The 21,089-nt window shown below is 60.8% G+C and carries 16 protein-coding genes and 1 tRNA gene; 5 read left to right on the top strand and 12 right to left on the bottom strand.

Annotation, left to right across the window (positions count from 1 at the left end):
• Nucleotides 1-75 precede the first annotated feature (75 nt).
• Nucleotides 76-549, bottom strand: a complete 474-nt coding sequence (locus ACW9JE_RS17815) for a GNAT family N-acetyltransferase (protein ID WP_457433474.1) — start codon at nt 547-549, stop codon at nt 76-78.
• A 126-nt stretch (nt 550-675) separates the two neighbouring features.
• Nucleotides 676-2,013 carry a 30S ribosomal protein S12 methylthiotransferase RimO gene (gene rimO, locus ACW9JE_RS17820; RefSeq protein ID WP_224533419.1) on the bottom strand — a complete coding sequence of 446 codons (1,338 nt, stop codon included), beginning with the start codon at nt 2,011-2,013 and terminating at the stop codon, nt 676-678.
• 289 nt (nt 2,014-2,302) lie between these two features.
• Between rimO and ACW9JE_RS17825 the strand changes: the two genes are divergently transcribed.
• A complete protein-coding gene (locus ACW9JE_RS17825; RefSeq protein ID WP_457433475.1) occupies nt 2,303-4,204 on the top strand; it encodes a potassium transporter Kup in 1,902 nt (633 codons plus the stop codon).
• A gap of 185 nt (nt 4,205-4,389) precedes the next feature.
• Here the strand turns inward: ACW9JE_RS17825 and ACW9JE_RS17830 are convergent, their stop codons facing one another.
• The 3 genes from ACW9JE_RS17830 to ACW9JE_RS17840 all read right to left on the bottom strand — a co-directional run bounded on the left by ACW9JE_RS17830 (nt 4,390) and on the right by ACW9JE_RS17840 (nt 8,684).
• Nucleotides 4,390-5,685 (bottom strand): AcvB/VirJ family lysyl-phosphatidylglycerol hydrolase, encoded by a 1,296-nt coding sequence (locus ACW9JE_RS17830; RefSeq protein ID WP_457433476.1) that lies wholly within the window; start codon nt 5,683-5,685, stop codon nt 4,390-4,392.
• On the bottom strand, nt 5,685-8,327 hold the full coding sequence (gene mprF / locus ACW9JE_RS17835; protein WP_224533422.1) for a bifunctional lysylphosphatidylglycerol flippase/synthetase MprF: 2,643 nt from the start codon (nt 8,325-8,327) through the stop codon (nt 5,685-5,687). Before mprF ends, ACW9JE_RS17830 begins: the two co-directional genes overlap by 1 nt.
• A gap of 280 nt (nt 8,328-8,607) precedes the next feature.
• Nucleotides 8,608-8,684: transfer RNA gene (locus ACW9JE_RS17840), tRNA-Met, on the bottom strand.
• Nucleotides 8,685-8,986: 302 nt separating this feature from the next.
• Between ACW9JE_RS17840 and dinB the strand changes: the two genes are divergently transcribed.
• Nucleotides 8,987-10,048, top strand: a complete 1,062-nt coding sequence (gene dinB / locus ACW9JE_RS17845) for a DNA polymerase IV (protein WP_457433477.1) — start codon at nt 8,987-8,989, stop codon at nt 10,046-10,048.
• Between the two features lie 107 nt (nt 10,049-10,155).
• On the opposite strand, the gene ACW9JE_RS17850 is transcribed toward dinB, so the two are convergent.
• From ACW9JE_RS17850 to ACW9JE_RS17865, 4 genes are all read right to left on the bottom strand, one after another.
• On the bottom strand, nt 10,156-11,109 hold the full coding sequence (locus tag ACW9JE_RS17850; protein WP_224533424.1) for a hypothetical protein: 954 nt from the start codon (nt 11,107-11,109) through the stop codon (nt 10,156-10,158).
• A 17-nt stretch (nt 11,110-11,126) separates the two neighbouring features.
• On the bottom strand, nt 11,127-12,842 hold the full coding sequence (locus ACW9JE_RS17855) for a proline--tRNA ligase (RefSeq protein WP_457433478.1): 1,716 nt from the start codon (nt 12,840-12,842) through the stop codon (nt 11,127-11,129).
• 140 nt (nt 12,843-12,982) lie between these two features.
• Nucleotides 12,983-14,542 (bottom strand): AmpG family muropeptide MFS transporter, encoded by a 1,560-nt coding sequence (locus ACW9JE_RS17860; protein WP_224533426.1) that lies wholly within the window; start codon nt 14,540-14,542, stop codon nt 12,983-12,985.
• Nucleotides 14,543-14,586: 44 nt separating this feature from the next.
• On the bottom strand, nt 14,587-14,940 hold the full coding sequence (locus ACW9JE_RS17865) for an MGMT family protein (RefSeq protein ID WP_224533427.1): 354 nt from the start codon (nt 14,938-14,940) through the stop codon (nt 14,587-14,589).
• 163 nt (nt 14,941-15,103) lie between these two features.
• Here ACW9JE_RS17865 and ACW9JE_RS17870 point away from each other — a divergent pair, with 163 nt between their 5' ends.
• Complete coding sequence (locus ACW9JE_RS17870) at nt 15,104-16,111, top strand: DUF481 domain-containing protein (RefSeq protein WP_224533428.1); 1,008 nt, start codon at nt 15,104-15,106, stop codon at nt 16,109-16,111.
• Nucleotides 16,112-16,246: 135 nt separating this feature from the next.
• Here ACW9JE_RS17870 and ACW9JE_RS17875 read toward each other — a convergent pair whose 3' ends face one another.
• Entirely contained in the window at nt 16,247-16,456 is a 210-nt protein-coding gene (locus tag ACW9JE_RS17875) for a cold-shock protein (RefSeq protein ID WP_002554837.1), read from the bottom strand.
• A 353-nt stretch (nt 16,457-16,809) separates the two neighbouring features.
• Between ACW9JE_RS17875 and dcd the strand changes: the two genes are divergently transcribed.
• Together dcd and ACW9JE_RS17885 are read left to right on the top strand one after the other, a co-directional pair.
• Nucleotides 16,810-17,376, top strand: a complete 567-nt coding sequence (dcd, locus tag ACW9JE_RS17880) for a dCTP deaminase (protein ID WP_192302454.1) — start codon at nt 16,810-16,812, stop codon at nt 17,374-17,376.
• A gap of 106 nt (nt 17,377-17,482) precedes the next feature.
• Complete coding sequence (locus ACW9JE_RS17885; protein WP_224533429.1) at nt 17,483-17,692, top strand: hypothetical protein; 210 nt, start codon at nt 17,483-17,485, stop codon at nt 17,690-17,692.
• Nucleotides 17,693-17,799: 107 nt separating this feature from the next.
• Here the strand turns inward: ACW9JE_RS17885 and pdeM are convergent, their stop codons facing one another.
• Entirely contained in the window at nt 17,800-18,459 is a 660-nt protein-coding gene (gene pdeM / locus ACW9JE_RS17890; protein ID WP_457433479.1) for a ligase-associated DNA damage response endonuclease PdeM, read from the bottom strand.
• The gene (locus tag ACW9JE_RS17895; protein WP_457433480.1) at nt 18,459-20,945 is read right to left on the bottom strand and encodes a ligase-associated DNA damage response DEXH box helicase; all 2,487 of its coding nucleotides are present in this window, start codon (nt 20,943-20,945) and stop codon (nt 18,459-18,461) included. The genes pdeM and ACW9JE_RS17895 overlap by 1 nt, the downstream gene beginning before the upstream one ends.
• Between the last annotated feature and the right edge of the window lie 144 nt (nt 20,946-21,089).

Below are 21,089 nucleotides of genomic sequence, written 5' to 3' on the forward strand. Positions count from 1 at the left end.
GATCAGACGACAAATGTGTTGAATGACACTCCGCATTCGCGAGCAAGCCCGCTCCCACATTTGATCCGTGTCGTGTCAGGCCTTGCGCGTCAGTTGGTCGGACTGGCGATATCGCATGTGCAGCAACGGATACGGCTGCCCCATGCCATCGACCTCCGAGCGCCCGATCACCTCGAACCCTTGCTTGAAATAGAACCCCAGCGCCTGCGGGTTCTGTTCATTGACGTCCAGTTCGTCGGCGTTCAGGTGTTCCATGGCATAACGCAACAGCTGCTTGCCCAAACCCTGGCCGCGATGCCCAGGGTCGATGAACAGCATTTCAATCTTGCCCGCCGCGACCCCGGCGAACCCGGTGATGCGCTGGCGCGAGTCTTTGGTGCAGATCAGCATCACTGCATCGAGGTAGCGGGTCAGTACCAGGTTCTTCAGCAGCTCGATGTAGCTGTCCGGCAGAAAGTCGTGGGTGGCGCGCACCGATGCTTCCCAGACCCGGGTCAATTCCTGGTAGTCACTCAGTTTCGGCGTGTGGATGACCGAATGTTGGCGCATTCCCGGCTGCTCCTTGTTTCGATTGCCGTCGTTCACAAACTTGAGAATCCCTTCATTCACCAAACGATAGCCGTAAAAAAGCCCCGCATCTCGTCAAAAGAGCGGGGCTTTTCATAATTTCAGCGTTTAGATCTGTTCGGCCCAGAGGTCGTATTCGTCGGCGTCGGTCACCTTGCACCAGACCTTGTCGCCAGGCTTGAGGTTGCTGCCGTTGTCGATGAACACGTTGCCGTCGATTTCCGGCGCGTCGAAGAAGCAGCGGCCGACCGCGCCTTGCTCGTCGACTTCATCGACCAGCACTTCGATTTCACGGCCGATGCGCATTTGCAGGCGCGCCGAGCTGATTTCCTGCTGGTGCGCCATGAAGCGCTCCCAACGGTCCTGCTTGACGTCGTCCGGCACCACTTCCAGATCCAGATCGTTGGCCGGAGCGCCTTCGACCGGCGAGTACTGGAAGCAGCCGACGCGGTCGAGCTGGGCTTCGGTCAGCCAGTCCAGCAGGTACTGGAAGTCTTCCTCGGTTTCGCCAGGGAAGCCGACGATGAAGGTCGAGCGGATGATCAGGTCCGGGCAGATTTCGCGCCAGTTCTTGATTCGCGCCAGGGTCTTGTCTTCGAACGCCGGGCGTTTCATCGACTTCAGCACTTTCGGGCTGGCGTGCTGGAACGGGATGTCCAGGTACGGCAGGATCTTGCCGGCGGCCATCAGCGGGATCAGCTCGTCGACGTGCGGGTACGGGTAAACGTAGTGCAGGCGCACCCAGACACCGAGGGTGCTCAGGGCCTCGCAGAGTTCGGTCATGCGGGTTTTCACCGGCGCGCCGTTCCAGAAACCGGTGCGGTACTTCACGTCTACGCCGTAGGCGCTGGTGTCCTGGGAGATCACCAGCAGTTCCTTGACGCCGGACTTGACCAGGCGCTGGGCCTCGTCGAGCACGTCACCGACCGGACGGCTGACCAACTTGCCGCGCATCGACGGGATGATGCAGAAGCTGCAGCTGTGGTTGCAGCCTTCGGAAATCTTCAGGTAAGCGTAGTGACGCGGGGTCAGCTTGATGCCTTGCGGCGGCACCAGGTCGATCAGCGGGTTGTGATCCTGTTTCGGCGGCACGACTTCGTGCACCGCGTTGACCACTTGTTCGTACTGCTGCGGACCGGTCACGGCCAGCACGCTCGGGTGTACGTCGCGGATATTGCCTTCTTCCACGCCCATGCAGCCGGTCACGATGACCTTGCCGTTTTCCTTGATCGCTTCGCCGATCACTTCCAGGGACTCTGCCTTGGCCGAGTCGATGAAGCCGCAGGTGTTGACCACCACGACATCGGCGTCCTGGTAGGTGGACACAACGTCATAACCTTCCATGCGCAGCTGAGTCAGGATGCGCTCGGAGTCGACCAGTGCTTTGGGGCAACCCAGGGATACGAAGCCAACTTTCGGATTGGCCGGCGCAGGAGTGGTGGACATGTCTAACCTCGGTATTTTGGGACGCCTCAAGCCAACAGGGGCAAGGCGACAGACGGACGCTTTTTTGCGCCTCTGATCAAAAAGTGCGCAATTCTATCGATGAGACGTTCACTTGACCAGCTTTATGCAGGGAAAGACGACGAGTGCTGCGCTATGCTTCGCGCCGTTGGGCTTTACCTTTTTTTTACAGTCAACAAAACGTCTGTAACAAGAGGTAAAACAACCCATGCTGCATTACAAAGCTTAGTGCTTCGTTCGAAGAAGCCGGTCTGGGAATCAGGAGTGTTGGATGGGTCAGGCAAGTAGTCACGCGGCGGGCGCGGGGCATTCGACGGTAAATCCGATCGGGATGCTGGTGGCGGCGGTCGGGGTGGTTTATGGCGATATCGGCACGAGCCCGTTGTACACCCTCAAAGAAGTGTTTTCCGGCGGCTATGGCGTGCCGGTCAACCACGACGGCGTGTTGGGCATTCTGGCGCTGATTTTCTGGTCGCTTATCTGGGTCGTATCAATCAAATACATGATGTTCGTGCTGCGCGCCGACAACCAGGGCGAAGGCGGGATCATGGCCCTGACCGCGCTGGCACGGCGGGCGGCGGCAGGGCACGCGAAGCTGCGCACGCTTCTGGTGGTGTGCGGGCTGATTGGCGCGGCGCTGTTCTATGGCGACAGCATGATCACCCCGGCGATTTCCGTTCTGTCGGCCATCGAGGGCCTGGGGCTGGCGTTCGATGGCATCGATCACTGGGTGGTGCCGCTGTCGCTGGTGGTGCTGGTCGGGCTCTTTCTGATTCAGCGCCACGGCACCGCGCGCATCGGCATTCTGTTCGGGCCGATCATGGTCACCTGGTTCGTGGTGCTCGGCGCCCTGGGTGTTTACGGCATCATGCAGCACCCGGAAGTGCTGCAAGCGGTGAACCCGGTGTGGGGCGTGCGTTTCTTCATTGTGCACCCGGGCATGGGTGTGGCGATCCTCGGTGCCGTGGTGCTGGCCTTGACCGGTGCCGAAGCGCTGTACGCCGACATGGGCCACTTCGGCCGCAAGCCGATCGCTCGGGCCTGGTTCATCCTGGTGCTGCCGGCGCTGGTGCTGAACTACTTCGGTCAGGGCGCGTTGCTGCTGGGTGATCCGGAAGCCGCACGTAACCCGTTTTATCTGCTGGCGCCGAACTGGGCGTTGATTCCGCTGGTGGCGCTGTCGACCATGGCCACCGTCATTGCTTCCCAAGCCGTGATTTCCGGGGCCTTCTCCCTGACTCGCCAGGCGATCCAGCTCGGTTATATCCCGCGCATGCACATCCAGCACACCTCCAGCGCCGAGCAGGGCCAGATCTACATCGGTGCGGTGAACTGGTCGCTGATGGTCGGCGTGGTGCTGCTGGTGCTGGGTTTCGAATCGTCCAATGCCCTGGCCTCGGCCTACGGCGTGGCGGTGACCGGGACCATGCTGATGACCAGCGTTCTGGTGTCGGCGGTGATGCTGCTGCTGTGGAAGTGGCCGCCGGTGCTTGCGGTGCCGATCTGCCTCGGGTTCCTGCTGGTGGACGGCGTGTACTTCGCCGCCAACGTGCCGAAAATCGTTCAGGGTGGTGCGTTCCCGGTGATCGCCGGCCTCGCGCTGTTCGTGCTGATGACCACCTGGAAGCGCGGCAAGCAGTTACTGGTGGACCGTATCGATGAGGGCGGGCTACCGCTGGATATCTTCATCAGCAGCATCGCCGTACAGCCACCGCATCGCGTGCAGGGCACCGCCGTGTTCCTCACCGCGCGGCCAGATGCCGTACCCCACGCCTTGTTACACAACCTGCTGCACAACCAGGTGTTGCACGAGCAAGTGGTGCTGCTGACCGTGGTTTATGAAGACATTCCGCGGGTGCCGACGAACCGGCGCTTCGAAGTCGAAGCCTACGGCGAAGGGTTCTTCCGGGTGATCCTGCATTTCGGCTTCACCGACGAACCGGACGTGCCACAGGCGCTGAAGCTCTGCCATCTGGCCGAGCTGGACTTCAGCCCGATGCGCACCACCTACTTCCTCAGCCGCGAAACGGTCATCGCCTCCAAACTGGTCGGCATGTCCCGCTGGCGCGAAGCCCTGTTCGCCTTCATGTTGCAGAACGCCAACGGCAATCTGCGCTTCTTCAATCTGCCGTTGAACCGGGTGATTGAGTTGGGGACGCAGGTAGAGATGTAACGCGGTCTCTGTAGGAGCGAGCATGCTCGCGATGGACGCAAGTGCGCCGCTGGGCAACAGGCCTCCAGCGTTATCGCCGACGACCATCGCGAGCAGGCTCGCTCCCACAAGAGATTTATCCTTCGGATGAAAGAAAAAGCCCCCGTAACCCAAAGGTTACGGGGGCTTTTTTGTCGGGCTTCAGATTATTCCTGAGCCTCGGTTTCCTGGGCCTGACGCTTTTCGATCACGTCCACCAGGCGCTTGGCCAGGGCCGGGTAGTTTTCGTCGAAGTGGTGGCCGCCGGGCAGTTTCATGGTTTCGCCTACGGCGGTCTTGTCGGTGCAGCCGCTTTCGTCGATTTCCTCTTCGCCGAAGATGCACACCACTTTGGCCGGTGGCAGCTTGGCCATTTCCGGGCCGGTGGCGGCTTCTTTGCCGGCGTTGCCGAGCCAGCCTTCGACTTCGATTTCGAAGCTGCCGGTGCGGGCGAAGGCCAGCAGGATGATTGCGTCGACCCTTTGTTGCTCGGACTCGGGCAGGCGGTTGTAGATGGCTGGCAGAACGTCGGCGCCGAACGAGTAGCCGGTCAGGATGAAGCGCTTGGTGCCCCATTTCTGCCGGTAGTGCTGCATCAGTTCGGTCAGGTCCAGGGCACTTTGCTCGGGACTCTTGTGCTGCCAGTAGTAGCGCAAGGTGTCGATGCCGACCACCGGATAGCCGATCTTGGCCATCTCGCCTGCCACATCGCGGTCCAGGTCGCGCCAGCCGCCGTCGCCGGACAGGAACAGGGTCACGGTGTCTTTCGCTTGCCCGGCCGGGACTTCGACCACCGGGATTTGCAGGCCGCCGGCAGCCTTGTCGCCACCGACGAGGATTTTGCGCAGTTCGTTGTTCAGCACTTGCGGCAGGTTGATGTCGTAGTCGCTGATGCTGGTTTCGGCGTTCGGCTGGTCACGTACGAAGCCGGCACTGGTGTCGTCCGGGTTGTCGTTCCACGCCACCAGCCAGTGACCGTGGGCGGCGCTTTTCGGCAGCAAGTGAGTGCAGCCGGGTTTCTCCAGGGCCAGGTCCACCGAAACCGCCTGGGCCTTGTCGTTCTTCTGCTCGGACAACCAGCGCCATGCCAGCACGGCGCCGGGGCCGATACCGCTGACCAGGGTCGCCGGACCCTTGAGTTCACGCAGGCCGGTTTGCAGCGCGCGGCTTTGCAGCAGGCAATCCTTGGGCAGGATCACCTGAACAATCTGGGCGGAGGCACTGCGGCTCAGGGTCAGCAATTGCTTGTCGCTGAGTTTCTGGTCTTCGTTGACCGCCACCAGTACCTGGGCGCGTGGCGTATTGCCCGGGATGACACGGGTCATCGCCGGGCCATCGGTCGGGGTCAGTTGTTCGAGGGTCGGCTCCGGAGCCGGGCGCTTCAGGTACCAGTAGCCACCACCGAGAATCACGGCCAGCACAATCAGCGTGCCGAGTATGTAGCGCAAGGAGCGTTGAATCATCAGCGTTTCACCAATCCAGTCAAGCCGCCCGCGATCAGGGCAGCAGTGTCGGCCAGCGCAACCAGCGGATCGAGTCCGGCGGGCACGGCCATATAACGGGGTTCCCAGTCAGGCTGGAATTTGTCTTTGAAGCGGCGCAAGCCTTGGAAGTTGTAGAGCTGCTCACCACGGCGGAAAACCATCGAGCCCAGGCGCTGGGTCAGTGGCGCACCGCGGCGGGGTTGCAACCCCGACAGTGGCACCATGCCCAGACTGAAGCGCGCGTATCCGTGACTCTTATAGTGTTGGATCAGGCCGACCATCATGAACTCCATGGTCAGCTTGGGGGCGTCCGGGTGCGCGCGCATCAGATCGAGGCTGGCCAGATCATGGCCGTAGGTCTCGAGTAGGTTGGCGAACGCCACCGGGCGCCCTTCGAAACGAATCACCGCAATGCGGAAATACTTGAGGTAGTCATCGCTGAATCTACCGAGGGAGAAGCCTTTCTCGCGCACGTTCTTGCCGGTCAGCCAGGCGTCGGAAATCACCTTGAGCTCATCCATCGGCGCCTGTCCCGGCTCATGGATCTCCAACGACAGGCCATCGCGGGTGCCACGGTTCCAGGTGTAACGCAGGTCCTTCATCTCCTTGCCCTTGGCCTCGAGATCGAAACGCTGCAGATCGACACGGGCCTCTTCGCCGAGCTTGATCGCGGTCAGGCCGATGTCCATGTAATAAGGCAGGTTCTCGGCGCGGACCTGATAGAACACCGGGCGCGCGTGGTGGATGTCGCACAGGTCACGGAACTGCCAGATCATCTCGGCCCGCTGCTGGCCCGGACCGATCGGGTCATACAGTGCCACGAGGCTGCGGCCACGGCGGGCGTACATCAGGAACGCCTCGTCGTTGGGGTGAAACAGCAGTGCCTTGTCACCGGTCAGCGCCAGGCCGCCATCGGGTTGTGCCGAAGCCATGAGGATCTTGTGCGCGCGCTCCAGTTCGTCGGGCGTCGGCAGATGGATCACCGGGCGTGCTGTGCGCAGCAGCCAGGTCAGGGATATCACCACCAGCAGGACTGCGGCACCCAGTAGCGAGCGCAGGCCGCGTGGGGCGTCGGCGTCCAGGGTGAATTGCCACCACAGTTGATGGCTGTACGGTACGTCCTGATAGGCAAACAGCAGCAGCCAGATCGAGGCGGCCAGTACGCAAACGCTGGCCACCAGATACAGCGGAGAAAACGGCAGTTCGGTCAGGCGGCTGGGGCGATAGAACGACGTCCGGAAAACCCCAAGCAAGGCAGCCGTGAGGGTCATCAGAGTGGCTTCTTCCCAGTCGAAACCCTTGAGCAGGGAGAGCAGGGCGCCCACCAGCAACAGAATGGTGGTCAGCATCCAGGCCGCCGACAGTCGGCGACGCAGGCCCTGGGCGAGCAGCAGGCACAGTACGCCGATCAGGCTGGCGCCGAAGTGCGAGGCATCGACCAGTCGATGGGGGATCAGAAAACCGATGTGTTCCAGGCGGGTATCGATTTCCGGAGTGGCGCCGGAAAACAGCAACACCACGCCCGACAGGAACACCAGTACGGCTAGGATCGGTGCGGCCAGACCCGAGGCGGCGCGCAGGGTCTGGCGCGTCTGGAACAGCCGCTGACCTTCGTTGATCAGCAACAACAGGCACGCCACCAGCATTGGCAGCACGACGTAGATCAGGCGATACAGCAACAGGGCAGCAGCCAGTGGTGCGGCGCCCAGGGTATCGGAAAAGGCTGCGAGCAGAATCGCTTCGAACACCCCGACACCGCCCGGTACGTGGCTGAGCACGCCTGCGGCCAGCGCCAGCAGATAAACCAGGAGGAAGGCGCCGAACGGCGGTGCTTCCGGCAGCAACAGATAGAGCACCGTGGCGGCGGCAGCGACGTCCAGCGCTGTGATCACCAGTTGCAGGAAAGTCAGGCGGCGCCCCGGCAGGCGCAAGGTGCGCCGGCCGATCTTGACCAGCAGGTTGTCGGGATAGGGTTGCTCCGGCAGGCGGCGGCGATAGATGCCCACCGCGAGCACGGCGGATAGCAACAACACGGCGGCGGCGATTGTGCCCAGCAAGGTTTCCGAGAGCCCCAGGGCCACAGAAGCGCCGGACAGGTTGCTCAGGGTTGCCAGCGCGGCCAGTGGCGGCAGGGCGCAGCCCAGGGAGAGGCTGGCGAACAGCGTCATGTGGGCGACTTCGGTTGCACCAAGGCCATGGCGTGCATACAGGCGGTAACGAACCGAACCACCGGAGAGCATCGACAGGCCGATGGCATTGCCGATGGCGAACGCGGTGAAGCCGCCCAGCGCGAGCGTGCGAGGGGCCAGCGTCACGCCAGCGTAGCGGCTGGCCGACCATTCGTAACCCAGCAGAATGATGAAACCTGCCACGGTCGCGCCCAGTGCGCCGAGGAGGGCGGGTTTGGGCACGTCCAGGATCGAGTCATGCAGTGCATCCAGATCCAGTTCGCTCAGCAGGTGGCGGCAGGCAACCAGTGCAATGGCGAACAATAGCAGCGTGACCGCCAGGCCGATGGGCTGTCGGTACTTGCTGATGAGATCAAGCAAGCGCAACCGTTCAGCCTTGATCGGTTGTGTCGCTGTCGCGGTGTCTTGAGAGTCAGACGAGTTGGCGCGCATCAATCACCTCTTGGATTGTGCGCGACAGGATGGAGGTATCCAGCCAAGTTACCAATCCCTGTGGAAAAAAATAATCACAAATATTAACGCCTATCACCGAGTCTCGGCGATGGCGAATCGCTAGTCGCCGGGTGTTCGGGGCGCGATTTCAGCATAGTCTGAACTTGGCGCCCGGGTGACCTGCGAAGGCTTGCGACACGGTGACAGATCATTGTTGCGAAAGGGCTTTTTCATCGGGCACAAAAAAGGCCACTCTTTCGAGTGGCCTTTTTCAGACGTTTGGTTGCGGGAGCCGGATTTGAACCGACGACCTTCGGGTTATGAGCCCGACGAGCTACCAGGCTGCTCCATCCCGCGTCTGTGAGGCGGCATTCTACAGAGGATTGGCAGGCTGTCAACCTTCACGGCCGATAAAACCTGTTCTGGTTCAATTGCTTAGCTGTTTCAAGCGGCGACAGATCGGCCTGAGAGGCAGACAGGGCAAGGGCTCCGGCTCTATCAGTCGGACGCGGGCGATTGAGAAAATAAATTTTTCCCGCTGCTTATTCCTACAGTCGTTAAAGAAGATTCAGACTACTGGTGCTATATACAGGTGTCAGTGAGATACTGCCGACCTGACACGACCTATCGCCTTTTCTTCATCTGAATACCGCTTCGATATGAGCCAGCGAAAAATCATCCACGTGGATTGCGACTGCTTCTACGCCGCCATCGAGATGCGCGACGACCCGCGACTGGCCGGGAAACCACTGGCGGTCGGTGGGGCGGCGGATCGCCGTGGGGTGATTGCGACCTGCAATTATGAGGCTCGGGCCTATGGCGTGCGGTCGGCCATGTCCTCGGGGCATGCGTTGAAGCTGTGTCCGGACCTGACCATCGTCAAGCCGCGCATGGATGCCTACCGAGAAGCGTCGAAGGAAATTCATACGATCTTTCGCGATTACACTGACATCATCGAGCCGCTTTCCCTCGACGAGGCTTACCTTGATGTGTCGGACAGCGCGTATTTCGGCGGCAGCGCAACGCGCATCGCCCAGGACATCCGGCGGCGGGTGTCGAATCAGTTGCACATCACGGTCTCGGCGGGCGTGGCGCCGAACAAGTTTCTCGCCAAGATCGCCAGCGACTGGAGAAAGCCCAACGGCCTGTTCGTCATTACGCCGGATCAGGTCGAGGACTTTGTCAGCGGATTGCCCGTGAGCAAGCTGCACGGGGTCGGCAAAGTCACCGCCGACAAGTTGGGCAAGCTCGGGATCGCCGATTGTGAGCAGTTGCGCCAGTGGGACAAATTGGCGCTGGTGCGCGAATTCGGCAGCTTTGGCGAGCGTCTCTGGAGCCTGGCACGTGGCATCGACGAGCGGCAGGTGCACAACGACAGTCGCAGGCAATCGATCAGCGTCGAAAACACCTACGACGCCGACCTGCCGGACCTGAAGAGTTGCCTGGACAAGCTTCCCGAGTTGCTCGATACCCTGGCCGGGCGCATGGCGCGGATCGACAGCAGTTACCGGCCGGGCAAGCCGTTCGTCAAAGTGAAGTTTCATGATTTCACCCAGACCACACTTGAGCAGGCTGGGGCAGGGCGGGATCTGGGCAGTTATCAGTTGCTGCTGACCCAGGCGTTCAATCGTGGCGGCAAGCCGGTGCGGTTGTTGGGGGTGGGGGTGAGGCTGGAGGATTTGCGGGGCGGGTTTGAGCAGATGGAGTTGTTTGAACGGTAGATTGTGTTGAATTCATCGCGAGCAGGCTCGCTCCCACATTAGGCCGCGTTGTTCGGGACAAAACGGTCAATTGTGGGAGCGAGCCTGCTCGCGATGTTTTTCAGGTTTTAATGCGGTCCCGGATCCGCCACCAGCCGCCCGGCATCCTTGGTCAAGGACTTGAGGAACTCGGTCTGCAGTTCAGGATCGTTGCGGGTCAGTTCGATCAGGCTCTGTTCCAGTTCGACAGCTTCTTCTTCCAGACCCAACTCCGACAGACGCTTGACCCGGTGTACCCACTGGCTCACTTCATCGTCTTCGAGGTCGTCGTAGATCAGCCCGTGCGCTTCGAGCAACTTGCCGCGCAGCGTGCTGCTGACGGCGAGGGACGAATCGGTGTGCACGTCATCGGTGGGATTCTCGACGCGGATCTGGAGTCTGGTCAGACGGTTCAGGTCGTATTCGGCGAACGGGCTGTCCAGCAGGTTCAGGCGCAGCACGCCATTCTTGTCGGTGCTCAGTTCGAAGGTTTCCTTGCCCGCCTTAACTTCCACCGGACGCTCGCTCCACGGCAGGCTCGAGTATTCGGTGCGCTTGTCGAGCTGAACCTCATCGATCCCGGCCAGGTTCTGCTGGGCGCGACCGTTGGATTGCACGTTCATGAACGGGTTCAGGCCGGCGAAGCCATAGTTGAACCAGTCCTTGGTCATGCTATCGGGCAGGTTGCCGAAGGCGAAAACGTTGACCACGTTCGCACCCACGCCGCCCACAACAGCTACTGCGCCCAGCGGGATCTCGTAGATCTCCCGCCAGGGTTGGTAGGGCGTATAGCGATCGTAATGGCGCGTGACTTCGAACTCGGTGACTTCGAAAGTCTTCTGCTCGTGGATCTTCACCCGACGTTGCGGCAGCTCAAGCACCTTGGGCTCGCCGACATCGATCTGCAGGCTGTGATCAAGCAGTTTGCGCTCGACACGTTCCTCGTGTTCGCTGCGCTGCGACATGTGGTTGGCACAGCCGCTGACCAGCAGGGTGCCGCACAGGGCGGCACCACCGAGGCCTAAGGTGTTTCGCTTGAACATGACGTCTCTATCTGGATTCAGCGGCGGATACGAGCCTGAAGGAACGACAGTACGTCGGCGACCGGCAGCGCTTGCGGCTCGGCCTCGGTACGGCTCTTGTATTCCAGGTTGCCTTCGGCCAGGCCGCGGTCGCTGACCACGATCCGGTGCGGAATGCCGATCAGTTCCATGTCTGCGAACTTGATGCCCGGGCTGGTTTTCTTGTCGCGATCGTCCAGCAGCACTTCAAAGCCGGCAGCGGTCAGTTCCGCGTACAGCTTGTCGGTGGCTTCGCGAACCTGCTCGGTTTCATAGCGCAGTGGCACCAGAGCAATCTGGAATGGCGCCAGGGTGTCGCTCCAGATGATGCCCTTGTCGTCGCTGTTCTGCTCGATGGCGGCTGCAACCACGCGGGAAACGCCGATACCGTAGCAGCCCATTTCCAGGGTGACCGGCTTGCCGTTCTCGCCCAGCACTTCGCACTTCATCGCCTTGCTGTACTTGTTGCCCAGCTGGAAGATGTGGCCGACTTCGATACCGCGTTTGATTTCCAGGGTGCCCTTGCCGTCCGGGCTTGGGTCGCCGCTGACCACGTTGCGCAAGTCGGCAACGGTCGGCACCGGCAGGTCACGCTCCCAGTTCACGCCGAAGTAGTGCTTGTCGTCGATGTTGGCACCGATGCCGAAGTCGCTCATCAGCTCGACCGAACGGTCGATGATGATTGGCAGTGGCAGGTTCAGCGGGCCGAGGGAACCGGCGCCGGCGCCGATGGCGTCGCGCAGTTCGGCATCGCTGGCCATGACCAGCGGGCTGGCGACGCCAGGCTGGTTGGCGGCCTTGATTTCGTTGAGTTCGTGGTCGCCGCGGATGATCAGGGCAATCAGCTTGCCTTCTTCTTCGGCGTGCACGATCAGCGTCTTGATGGTCTTTTCAATCGGCAGATTGAATTTTTCCACCAGCGCGGCAATGGTCTTGGTCTCTGGAGTGTCTACCAGACGCAGCTCTTCAGACGGTGCAGGACGGGAGGTTTCCCGTGGCACGGCTTCGGCTTTCTCGATGTTTGCCGCGTAGTCGGAACCGTTGCTGAAGACGATGTCGTCTTCGCCGGATTCGGCCAGTACGTGGAATTCATGGGAGCCGGCGCCACCGATGGAGCCGTTGTCGGCTTCGACCGGACGGAAATTCAGGCCCAGGCGGGTGAATACGTTGCAGTAGGCCTGGTGCATGCGATCGTAGGTGACCTGCAGCGATGCCTGGTCGGCGTGAAACGAATAGGCGTCCTTCATGATGAATTCGCGCCCGCGCATCAGGCCGAAGCGTGGGCGGATTTCATCACGGAATTTGGTCTGGATCTGGTACAGGTTGATCGGCAGCTGCTTGTAGCTGCTCAGCTCATTGCGCATCAGATCGGTGATGACTTCTTCGTGGGTCGGACCTGCACAGAAAGGGCGGTCATGACGATCCTTGAAGCGCAGCAGCTCTGGGCCGTAGTCTTCCCAGCGTCCCGATTCCTGCCACAACTCGGCCGGTTGGGCGCTCGGCATCAACACTTCCAGGGCGCCGGCGGCGTTCATTTCTTCGCGGACGACGGCTTCGACCTTGCGCATCACTCGCAAGCCCATCGGCAGCCAGGTGTACAGGCCCGAGGCGAGTTTGCGGATCATGCCGGCGCGCAGCATCAGCTGATGGCTGATCACGACCGCGTCGGAAGGCGTTTCTTTTTGTGTTGCGAGCAAAAATTGACTGGTACGCATGGTTGGCCGTTATCGATAGCTGATGACGAGAAATGACGGAGCATTGTACGGGCGAGATCCGCTGTCGTACAGGCGTGCGGTCGGTGGTGTGCAGAGGGCATAAATCCCGGCGCCCTCGCTGATTTTCCTGCAGATATTTCCTACGATTCTTCCGCAACCTGACCGGGAACGGGCTCCGGCGTCGGTTTCGGACCTTCGCGGCGGCTCTCCTGGAACCAGTGCAAGGCGATCAGAACCAGGGTGGGAACACCCAGCAGCGCGGTGATCAGGAAGAACTGGTGGTAACCGAATTTTTCCACCATGACGCCTGAATAGCCGCCGATCAGGCGCGGCAGCAGGAGCATGATCGAACTGAGCAGGGCGTATTGGGTGGCGGAGAACTTGAGGTTGGTCAGGCTCGACAGGTACGCCACGAACGCAGATGTCGCCAGGCCCGAACTGAAGTTGTCCAGGGAAATGGTGAGGATCAGCATCTGCAGGTTGGGGCCCATATCGGCCAGCATCAGGAACAGGATGTTGGTGCTGGCAGACGCGACGCCGCCGATGAACAGGATCGGCAGGATGCCGAAGCGCACGATCAGCAGGCCGCCCATGCCGGCGCCGACCAGGGTCATGATCAGCCCGAAGATTTTGCTGACGCTGGCGATCTGGTCCTTGGTGAAGCCCTGGTCGATGTAGAACACGTTGGCCATCACGCCCATCACCGTGTCGGACATCCGGTAGGTCGCGATCAGTCCGAGCAGCAGCAGGGCTTGCCAGCGGTAACGCAGGATGAAGTCGTTGACCGGTGTCAGCACCGGCGCGAGGCCGCGGCGCCCCATGGACGACAGGCACAGGGCGGTAAGGGTGATGTAGAGGATCGCACGCAGAAAGGCACGGTCCTGAAGCAGCAGGTCGAGCAGGCTCACGCCTTCGAACAGCACGCTGGCGAAATCGGTGTTGTAGAGCTGGGTGAACATTGCCGGCACGGACACCAGCAGCACGATCAGGACGAAAACCGAAGCCAGTTGATGGACGAAAGTGTAGCGCCCGGCCTGCAGCTGAGTGCGCAGCGGCACTGGAGGCTCGCGCATGAACAGGCTGGTCAGCAGTGCCGGAATCATCAGCACGCCGAACAGTATGTATGTGCCGGCCCAGGCGGAATGCTGATAGTTGAAGCCGGTGGAGCCGAAGCCTTCGGCGAAATACAGGGCGCCGGCAGTGGCCAGCAGCGCTGCGATTCGATAGCCGGACATGTAGCTGGCCGCCAAGGCCGCCTGACGATTGTCTTCGGCGATTTCCAGGCGGTAGGCGTCCACCGCGATGTCTTGAGTTGCCGAGGCGAAAGCGACGATCACCGCGATGGCGATCAGCCAGGAGAGATGTTTTTGCGGGTCACAGAAGCCCATGCCGATCAGGCCGAGGATCACCAGACTCTGGGACAGCACCAGCCACGAACGTCGTCGTCCCAGCTTGCCGAGCAGCGGCAGGCGCCATTGGTCGAGCAGCGGTGACCAGACCCATTTGAAGGCATAGGCCAGGCCGATCAGGCTTGCATAGCCGATGGTTTCGCGAGCCACACCGGCTTCGCGCAACCAGACCGAAAGCGTCGAGAACACCAGCATGTAGGGCAAGCCGGCGGCGAAACCCAGCAGCAGCAGTACAAGCGTCGAGGGGCTGGCATAGGCAGCGAGCGCGGCGCGCCAGGTTTTACGGGGCATGGGCTGGAGTCTGCCTCAAGAAATACGAAAACAAAGCGCGCACTCTAACCGCTGTGCTCTACCGGGCGCCACCCATGGCGCCGAATATCAACACGATTATTCAGGATACTGATGCCCTCCATGCGCAATCGAGCGCGTTGTTCATCCCCGGACGGACTGCCCACGGGCAGGCTGATGCGTCCACCGGCACCCAGCACCCGGTGCCAGGGCAATTTGCTGTCGCCGGGCAGTTGGCTCAATGTCCGGCCCACCCAGCGGGCAGCGCGGCCCAGGCCTGCAAGCTCGGCCAACTGACCATAGCTCACCACCTTGCCCTCGGGGACTTGCGCGAGGGTCAGGTAGAGCGCCGTGCGTCGGATTTGTGCCTCGCTCTCGGCTTCAGCGGTGGGTTGTTTCACGTCCGGATAATCCTGAAAAAAATCGCAGTACCGTCTGTAGAGTAAATCGTGGATGACGAGATGAGAAATGAACTCAATAGAAATAGTCGGGTCAGTCCTAACCAGGGCGTTATTTCCCGGATAATGCTGACTTTTTTTCGCAAACCCGAGTTCGTTGTTGCTTATGTTCTCCAGAACCCTGCTGTGCCTCGCTGTTATCAGTGCATCCACTCCCGTGCTCGCCGACACCGTCTGGTTGAAGAACGGTGACAAGCTGAGCGGCAAGATCATCCTGTTCGACGGTGGCAAGTTGCTGGTCCAGACCGAATACGCCGGTGCGGTCCCGATCGACTGGAAACAGGTCAAGACTCTGGAAAGCGATCAGGAGTTGCTGGTCAAGCAGGATGCCTATACCGGTGAAAAGGCGAAGTCGCTGCACGCCGCCGAAGACGGCAAGGTGACCCTGGCCAACGGCGATGCGCCGAAGACCGTGGAGCTGGCCAGCGTCCAGCAGATCCTCAAGCCCAAACCTGTGGTCGAGGATCTGGTGTGGAAGGGCAATATCGATGCGGCCCTCGATTACCAGCGTGCCGACAAGGACACCGACGATTACGACATCGACTTCAAGACCACCGCGCGTCACGGTCGCTGGCGACACACCGCCGAAGGCGAGTACAACCGCGAGTTCCAGGATGACGTGGTCACCACTGACAACTGGCGGGCCGAGTATTCCCTCGACCGCTTCCTGACGGAAAAATGGTTCTGGCAGGGTCGACTGGTTTACAAGCGCGACAAGGTGGAAGACCTGTCCCGCCAGCGCACCGTCGGTACCGGTCCTGGCTACCAGTTCTGGGATGACGAACTGGGTGCGTTCTCCCTGGGTTCGCTGGTCAACCGCACAGACTACGAGTTCGCGGACGGCAGCAAGGAAAACTTCTATTCGGTGGCGATGAAGTGGGACTACAACCGCTACCTGATTGGCAAGAAGGTTGAGTTCTTCACCAATGGTGAAGTGGGCAAGCCGCTGTCGGGCGTGGCCGAGTATGCGCTGGATGCCGAGATGGGGCTGCGTTACAAGGTCACCGACTGGGCTTCGCTCAACCTCAAGGCCGAGCGCGACATCATCGACGGTACCAACGACGCTGATCTGGACAAGACCCGGTACACCGCAGGGTTCGGCGTGACCTGGTAACAAGGCAAAAAATCGCAGTCTTCGGCAGCTCCTGCGGGGCTACCGGGGCTGCGATTTTTTTTGCCTGTGGAAAACCGACAGGCACAAAAAAGCCCCGCTGTTGAGGGCGGGGCTTTTTACTAAAGCAAGGACAAGTTAGATAACTTGTACTTCTTCAGCTTGCATGCCTTTCTGACCGCGAGTAGCGATGAAAGAAACCTGTTGGCCTTCTTTCAGGCTTTTGAAGCCGTCGGATTGGATAGCTTTGAAGTGAACGAACAGGTCGTCACCGGATTGTGGAGTGATGAAGCCGAAGCCTTTTTCATCGTTGAACCACTTAACGGTACCGGTTTGGCGATTAGACATGGTGTAACTCCTTGAACAAAGATAACTGCGACTCAGGAAGAACCCTGGCCGAGACTGAGTGCAAAGAGCAGGAAAAATTCTTGTAGATGGTTGGATCGAAATTCAACATATCGTGTAGAGATTCTCAGTGACACAAGCAACACAGTGGCGCCACCTTAACCGTTTTTCCCAAAGGTGCCAATGCTTCTTGCGAAGGTTTCTCGGTTTTCATGATCGACGGTGCGCCCTATTGTTTCGAAGGTCCGTTAATCGGGGGTGATCGTCGAGAATTGTGCCCGGCGCTTTGAACCGCAAGGCGCTCCCCGGTAAGATGCCGGACAGATTTTTCCACCTCGCTATTTCAGGACACCGCCATGAGCATCAAATCGGACAAGTGGATTCGCCGCATGGCGCAGGAACACAACATGATCGAGCCTTTCGTCGAGCGCCAGGTGCGTGGCGAAAGCGACAGCCGGGTGATTTCCTTCGGCGTGTCCAGCTATGGCTACGATGTGCGTTGCACCAATAAATTCAAGGTGTTCACCAACATCAATTCGGCCATCGTCGACCCGAAGAACTTCGACGCCGGCAGCTTCGTCGACATCGAAAGCGATGTCTGCATCATCCCGCCGAACTCTTTTGCGCTGGCCAGCACCGTCGAATACTTCCGCATCCCGCGCAATGTCCTGACCATCTGCCTGGGCAAGAGCACCTATGCCCGTTGCGGCATTATCGTCAACGTGACCCCGCTGGAGCCGGAGTGGGAAGGCCACGTGACCCTGGAATTCTCCAACACCACCAACCTGCCGGCGAAAATCTACGCCAACGAAGGCGTGGCGCAGATGCTGTTCCTCGAATCCGACGAAGAGTGCGAAGTGTCCTATAAGGATCGTGGTGGCAAGTATCAGGGCCAGCGCGGCGTGACCCTGCCGCGGACCTGAGTCAGCCGTCTGACAAATCAGGGGAATTCCTGAGCGAGCGTACACTCTATGGAGTGTACTGCCCGAACCGCGCAAGGCGGATCGGGCCATTGCTCAGGAGTGCATTATGAAGATCGACCCGCGAATAAGTGCCGAACTGGCAAGGCTCGAGCCCAATCAGGTTGGCGTTTTGGCCTGGTCCTTGTTGGCACACCCGCCGATCAGCATGGCAGGCGGCATTCCAGGCCAGCCTGATCCCGATACCCCCAATGAACAACCCACCGAGCCCGGTGAGCCGATGCTGCCGGACGAGCCTCCGCCCGCGCCCGTTGCGTGATTTCCTGTACCTGTAGGAGCCGAGCTTGCTCGCGATGCTCGTCAACGATGACGCTGGCAACCTGATGCCCCGCGGTGTTTGGTCATCCATCGCGAGCAAGCTCGATCCTACAGGTTAACTGGCCAGATTTCGTTGTCGCCGATGACGAAGATCCGACAGCTGTCATCGCGCTCAACCTGATACCCCCCGGTAAACGCCCCGAACGCCGGCAGCAGGCTCACCCTCTCGCCAATCTTGAAACAAGCCAGCCGCAAGCTTTGCCGCCCTTTGCCATGCAGCCGATAAATCGGATGCACATGCCCGGCCAGCACATGCCTGTCCGCATGCGGATCTGGCTCGTGCTGCAAGGAGAACGGCCCCAGCAACATTGGCTCGGACACCACGCCAATGTTCAGGGCTGCGGGTGGATCGCCCGCACGCTTGTCGTGATTGCCGCGGATCAGCGTCATGGACAGATCAGCATGCCGCGCACGCCATGACGCAAGGGCATCGAGCGTTGCTGAAGCATGGGAGCCCGGACCATGGAGAAAGTCCCCCAGGAAGATCAGCTGCCGACAGGGCAAGACCTTCAATACGGTATCGAGCACGGCAATGTTGTGGGTCGTGGTGCCCCGAGGGACGGGCTGGCCAAGGCTTCGATAAGCCGCCGCCTTGCCGAAATGCACATCCGCCACCAACAGCGCCTGCTGCGCCGGCCAGTAAATGGCTTTTTCCGGCAATAACCAGAGGGTTTCTCCCGCCAGACTTATGGGGTAGGGCGTACTCATCATTCCTTCCCGGTTTCGGCGGTTTTCTCCAGATCGCTGACCATGCGTCTGATGCGATCGGCGAGTTTTTCCGAGCTCATGCTTTCGCGCATGCGTTCCACCAACAGCGGAAAACCGAGGGGCGTTGGACGTTTGATCGGGTGCAGGTCCAGGCTCATCCGGTTGATTCGCTCCAGCGACTGTTCCAGACGGCGGATATCAAGCTCCTGAGCCAGCACTTCTTCCCCGGCCTGGGCCAGTAGCAGGTTGCCTGCGTCGTATTGTTTGAACACCTCGAAGAACAACCCGCTGGAGGCCTGGACCTGACGCGTGCTTTTTGGCGCGCCGGGGTAGCCGGCGAAGACCAGACCGGCAATCCGGGCGATTTCCCTGAATCGGCGCAAGGCCAGCTCGCCTGCATTCAGGCTGGCCAATACGTCATTTAACAGGTGCTCGGGACTGAGCAACGCGCTATCGAGCTCCCGGACCCAGTCGACGGGTGTGGCGCTGAGCAATTCCAGACCGTAATCGTTGACCGCGATCGAGAAGGTCACGGGCTGGCGCTGACTGACTCGCCACGCCAGCAGACTGGCCAGCCCCAGATGCACCTGGCGTCCGGCGAAGGGATAAAGGAACAAGTGCCAGCCCTCGCGGGACTTCAGGGTTTCGGCCAGCAAACTGTGCTCGGTCGGCAGCCCGGACCAGCGCTGTTGCACCTCCAGCAACGGCCGCACCGCGCGCATTTCCGAACCCTCGAACGTGCCCTGTGCCGCCGCCGAAAAGCGTGCGACCACCGCATCCGCCAGTTCGCTGGACAAGGGCATGCGCCCGCCGTTCCAGCGCGGCACCGCGGCTTTCTTCACGGTGCTGCGTTTGACGTAGGCGGTCATGTTTTCCACTCTCACCAACTCCAGCAAACGCCCGGCGAACAGGAAACCATCACCGGGTTTGAGGCGTGCGATAAAGCCTTCCTCGACGCTACCAAGCTGTTTGCCACCGCCGCCCTTGCTCCAGAATTTCAGATGAATACTCGCGTCACTGACGATGGTGCCGATGCTCATGCGGTGTCGACGCGCCAGTCGCGCATCAGGCACCCGCCACACGCCCTGATCATCCGGTTCGACCCGGCGGTAATCCGGATAGGCCGTCAGAGAAAGCCCGCCATGGCGTACGAAAGCCAGCGCCCACGCCCATTCGGCCCGGTTCAAGTCACGATAGGCCCAGGCGCCGCGCACTTCTTCGTACAACTCATCGGGCAAAAATCCGCCTCCCAAAGCGATGCTGACCAGGTGCTGCACCAGCACATCCAGTGGCTTGACCGGCGACAGGCGCGGTTCGATCCGGCCTTGCGCCACCGCGTCCCGTGCCGCGGCTGCCTCTACCAGTTCCAGGCTGTGAGTCGGCACCAGCGTGACCCGCGACACCCGTCCTGGCGCGTGACCGGAACGCCCCGCGCGCTGCATCAGGCGCGCCACGCCCTTGGCCGAACCGATCTGCAGCACCCGCTCCACGGGCAGAAAGTCCACACCCAGATCCAGGCTGGAGGTGCAGACCACCGCCTTGAGTTGTCCATCCTTGAGTGCGCGTTCGACCCAGTCGCGGGTATCGCGGGATAACGAACTGTGGTGCAAGGCAATCAGCCCGGCCCAGTCCGGGCGGGCTTCGAGCAAGGCTTGATACCAGATCTCGGATTGGGCGCGGGTGTTGGTGAATACCAGGCTGCTGGCGCTGGACTCGAGTTCCGCGACCACCTGCGGCAACATCTTCAGGCCGATATGCCCGGCCCATGGAAAGCGTTCGATGGCAGGTGGGAGCAGCGTGTCGATCTGCAACGTTTTGCTGGTTTGACCTTGAACGCTGATGCCGCCTCCTTGTGGAATCAGCACCTGTTCGGCGTGGGATTGATTACCCAGGGTCGCGGAAACGCCCCAGACGATGAGCTGCGGCTGCCAGCGACGTAAACGCGCCAACGCCAGTTGCAGCTGCACGCCGCGCTTGTTGCCCAGCAGTTCGTGCCACTCATCGACCACCACCATGCGCAAGGTCGCGAGCGCGGTTTCGGCGTCGGCCCGGGCGAGCATCAGGGTTAGGCTTTCCGGGGTGGTGATCAGGGTGGTCGGCAAGCGCCGGCTCTGCCGCGCGCGTTCGCTGCTGCTGGTGTCACCGGTGCGCAGGCCGACAGTCCACGGGATCTGTAAATCGGTCAGGGGCGTTTGCAGCGCGCGAGCCGTATCGGCTGCCAGGGCTCGCATGGGAGTTATCCACAACACGGTCAGCGGTTCGGCGAGCGGTTTGCGTTTGCGCGGGGTATCAACGGGAGGCGGGATGCGGGCGAAGCGATTGAGCGCGGCGAACCAGACGGCGTAGGTTTTACCGGCGCCGGTGCTGGCGTGCAGCAATCCGGATTGCCCGTTCTTGACGGCGGTCCACACCTGTTTCTGAAAGGCGAACGGCTTCCAGTCGCGGGTGGTGAACCATTGTCTTGCGAAGTCGGAGGAACTTCCCATGCCGGTGGTGTGCGCTCTGAAAGTGTTCTTTCAGTGACCACGGCCGGTGGTGGGTAGTTTAGTTGGCGTTCCAGTTAGCTTGAAAATCCACACGAACCTGTGGGAGCGGGCTTGCTCGCGAATGCGGTATGTCAGACAAAACTG

The organism is Pseudomonas sp. SDO55104_S430 (assembly GCF_054070595.1).